Raw genomic sequence first — 4,652 nt, 5'->3', positions numbered from 1 at the left:
ATATAAGTTTGCTTATTTGTTTGAAAAAAATAATTTTTTGATCGAAAAACCAATTCGGGGCCATAAAAGGAGAGGTAAACGATGTTAAAAAAAGTTTCAATGAATATGAAACAATGGGGTAGTTATGTCATTATCATATTATTCTTTGTGGTTATAACTGATGTTTCTTACAATAATGTAAACCATCTAAGAGATCAAACACTTCATATAGGAAAAAATGATGTACCTAAGATTGTCCTAGTGGGCAACTTAAAGGAAGAATTTACTCGCGTTCGTTTAAATACATCCAAGCAGGCTTTTGAGCAAAACCTGGACGATAAAGCGAAAATAGAAAAACTCGTAGCCGAGGACATCGTAAAAGTAAGAAAGAATATAAAGAAAATGAAAACACTAAACCATACCAATAAAGACAAAAAACTATTAACCGAGTTTAGCAAAAGTTTCGAAGAATATGTTGCTGTTCTCCCATCACTCTTTGAAGTATCTAAAAGCAACAATTATGAATTCATACATACACAAATGGAAGTACTGGACCCAATTGGAGAAAAAACTGTCACTTCCCTTGATAATCTTTATAAAGATGCCCAAAATAATGCCAATGTTACCCTCAAAGCTTCCGAAAAGGATTCAAATAGGTTTAATTATGAAATATTAATCCTTTCTGTAATCGCTTCCCTTTTTAGCGTCTGGATTGCATTCTTTATGACTAGACTCATTAGTCGAGCTATCAATAGGGTAGTAAAAAATGTTGAAATTACAACGAATTCTGTTACGGAAATTAAAAATTCGATTAATAATACAACGATTAGTTCACATGAATTGGATTCTTCTATGAATAAAGCGAATGATTCAGTAAATCAACTTGTTACTTCTATTCAACATGTTGCAGGAACCACCAACAAAACGGCAACTGACATAGAAGAAATTTCTGCGGCGATAGAACAAATGAGTGCTACGATTAATTTAGTTGCAAAAAGCGCTGGTAATTTGGATATTTCAGCGGAGGAAACATCTTCTGCTATTCAAGAAATGATGGTTTCTGTGGAACAAGTGGCTGGAAATGCTAGAAAAGCCGGTTCAGGTGTGGAACAAATATCTAGTGCAATAGAGGAAATGAGTAAATCCATTAAAGGAGTAAGTGAAAATGCAGTTAATATGACTCATACTGCTGAACAGGCTGCTGATAAGGTTGAGGAAATGGTAGTATCAATCCAGCAAGTGGCAAACAGTGCGCAAACAATCAACCAACTAAGCCACTCCGTGAAAAATGATGCCCTTGAAGGAACGATTTCTTTGAATGAAACATTGAATGGGATGGAGGAAATTTCTCAAGTGATTACCCAAGCAAGTGATGTTATAGAGAATTTGGGGAAAAGCTCTGAGGAAATTGGCAGCATTATTGAAGTCATCGACGATATCGCGGATCAAACCAATCTATTAGCCCTCAATGCTGCCATTGAGGCTGCACGTGCGGGAGAGCATGGTAAAGGGTTTGCAGTTGTTGCGGAAGAAGTACGTAAGCTAGCAGAACGTTCCGCAAATGCTACAAAAGAAATTGCCACTCTTATCAAAGGGATTCAAAATGAAACTGTGATTGCCGTTTCCGCAATTAATGAGGGGGCCGATAAAGTAAAAATTGGCAATGAGTTGGCGGATAAAACGAATCAAGCGATTATAAAAATTTCTGAAGGTATCGCCCAGGTGACAGAAGAAATGAACCAAATTGCCAAAGCAACAGAAGAACAAACAAAGAATAGTGAATTTATCACTAAGGCAGTCGAGAATGTGACGAATCAAGCAACTGAAATGACTTATTCCACCAAAGAACAATCAACAAATGCTGAAGAAATAGTCAGTGGTATTATTGAAACAAAAGACCAGGTTCAACAAATTAGTATGGCAATGTCTGAACAAACAAAAGGAAGTCAAGCAATCGTAGCGGCAATTGAAAATGTAACAAACCAATCTAATTCTGTGACGAACGCAACTAACGAACAATCACTTACTTCGGAAGAAATTGTTCGTAATATCAACAGCATAAAGGAATTGGTCAATCAAATGACCATTGCATCAAATGAGCAAGCAACATATGGGCAAGAAATCATCTTGGAGGTAGGGAATGTTCGTATTCAAACAGAAGAGTTAAATACTAGTATTGAAACTCAAACCAAAGAGGTGGAGGAAGTAGTACTAGCTATCACTGAGGTTAATACGCAAATTGAAAAACTAAAATAATCTGCCTATGTGATGAAACGCCTTCATATAGTATGTGAAGGCGTTGTTTAAGAGTGCACTTAAAAAAAGTTTTGAAGATTTATCGTAAGCAAGAATTTAAAGAAAAGGGTTCATTTCAGAAATAGTGGTAGGGAAATATGGGTTATAGAATTAAGAAAATATAGATGACTATCTTTGTTTTATCTAAATAAACAACTAGGAGATTCGAGATGATTAAAAAACTTTCAATGAATGCAAAAGTACGGTCAAGTTTTACTGCTATCTTAGTTTTACTTTTTGTGATTAGTTTAATTTCTTATTCAAACTTAAATAAATTGTCCTTAAATCTACACCAAATATCAGATAAAGAAATAGTTAAGATTAAAACAATAGGAAAACTTTCTGAGAATATGACTAGAGTAAGATTATTCGTTGCTAAACATGCAACGGAAGTGGATCAAGCTAAAAAAGATAGTTCAGAAGAATTTTTAAATGAATCTATTAAACAAGTAAAAGAAAATATAGTTACTTTACGTCCTTTGTTAAAAACAGATTCAAATAAACAAAACCTGGATGAATTCGAAAAGCAATTCAACGAATATCAAAAATTAATTCCTTTAGCATTAACAAAATCCAAAGAGCTGGACATGAAAGGATTTGCAGATGTATTTATTACGATGGGGCCAATCGGTGAAAAAGCTGTTGCAGAATTAGCCACTTTACACTCTGATATAGAAAAAAACGAGAAAAAGACGACTGAAGAGACTTACAACCAAATAGGAACAAGTAAAACAATGATATTAATAGTATCAATTCTTGCTGTGCTATTGAGCGGAGTTATTGTTTTCTTAATTACAAGATTAATCTCACGCTCTGTGGCAGGGGTAGCGAAAAATGTCGAAACCACAACAAAATCTGTTACCGAGATAAAAAAGTCAATTGATAAAACAGCAATCGGTGCCCAAGAATTGGAAGGTTCGATGAATAATGCAAACGTTTCAGTAAGTGAACTTGTTGCTTCAATCCAACAGGTAGCAATGACCACAAATGGGACGGCAACTGATGTGGATGAAATCTCTGCAGCGGTAGAACAAATGAGTGCTTCGATTAATTTAGTTGCAGAAAGTGCAGGTTACTTAGATACATCTGCTGAAGAAACATCTGCAGCTATACAAGAAATGATGGCATCAATTGAACAAGTGGCAGGGAACGCTGGAAATGTGGAAGCAAGTGTAGAACAAATCACTTTGGCGATTGAATTAATTAGTCAGTCTATTAACGGGGTTAGCAAAAATGCAATTAATTTGCATCAAACTGCTGAACAATCCTCAGAAACGGTGGAGGAAATGGTTGGTTCAATTAAGAAAGTTGCCGACAGTGCACAAACCGTTAACCAACTTAGCAACTCTGTTAAAAATGATGCTCTAGAAGGAACAGTCTCTCTGAATGAAACATTGAATGGAATGAAAGAAATTTCTCACGTGATTAACCAAACAACGGATGTAATGGAGAACTTAGGAAATAGTTCTAAAGAAATCGGCAGCATAATTGAAGTTATTGATGATATCGCTGAACAAACGAATCTATTGGCACTCAATGCCGCAATCGAGGCTGCACGTGCAGGAGACCATGGAAAAGGCTTCGCTGTTGTTGCCGACGAAGTACGAAAACTAGCTGAAAGATCTGCCAAGGCAACAAAAGAAATTGCCGTCCTCATTAAAGGGATTCAAAATGAAACGGCTATTGCCCTTAATTCAATCAAAGATGGTGCCCAAAAAGTAAGTGTAGGAAATCAATTAGCGGAACAAACAAATCAAGCTATTAATAAAATTTCTATAGGTATTGCTAAAGTAACCGAGGAAATGGACCAAATTGCGCATGCAACCGAAGAACAAAGGAAGAATAGTGAATTTATCACAAAAGTGGTTGAAAATGTAACCAAACAGGCAACTGAAATGACGTATTCTACAAAAGAACAATCCATCACTGCTGATGAAATCGTCATTGGCATAAACAATACAAAAAACCAAGTTCAACAAATCAGTATGGCTACAGCGGAACAAGCCAAAGGCGGTCGTGCAATAGTTGAAGCAGTAGAAAATGTCACAACCCAATCTAGTTCTGTGACAAACGCAACTAGAGAACAGTCACTAACTGCTGAAGAAATTGTCCGTAATATTGGTAGTATTAAAGAAATGGTACGACAAATGATGATAGCGACAAGTGATCAAGCAAGATATGGTGAAGAAATTGCGTTAGAGGTGGGAAATGTTCAGAAACAAACTGAAGAGTTAAATAATAGTATTGAAACGCAAACGAATGAAGTAGACGAAGTAGTATATGCAATTAATAACGTAAATACACAAATTGTCAAACTAAAATAATTGGTAATAGGATAAAACGCCTCCGCAGAAATTGTGGAGGCGTTTTATCCTATT

At 35.7% G+C, this 4,652-nt stretch carries 2 protein-coding genes; both read left to right on the top strand.

What is annotated here, in order from left to right; genetic code table 11:
• Nucleotides 1–81 precede the first annotated feature (81 nt).
• Complete coding sequence (locus V7150_RS24990) at nucleotides 82–2,235, top strand: methyl-accepting chemotaxis protein (protein WP_335523652.1); 2,154 nt, start codon at nucleotides 82–84, stop codon at nucleotides 2,233–2,235.
• Between the two features lie 209 nt (nucleotides 2,236–2,444).
• On the top strand, nucleotides 2,445–4,598 hold the full coding sequence (locus V7150_RS24985) for a HAMP domain-containing methyl-accepting chemotaxis protein (RefSeq protein WP_335523648.1): 2,154 nt from the start codon (nucleotides 2,445–2,447) through the stop codon (nucleotides 4,596–4,598).
• Nucleotides 4,599–4,652: the final 54 nt, after the last annotated feature.

This window comes from Neobacillus drentensis (assembly GCF_036965245.1).
Taxonomy (GTDB): Bacteria; Bacillota; Bacilli; order Bacillales; family Cytobacillaceae; genus Neobacillus; species Neobacillus drentensis_G.
The sequence above is the reverse complement of the archived record's forward strand: the minus strand, read 5'-3'. Positions and strand labels throughout refer to the sequence as shown.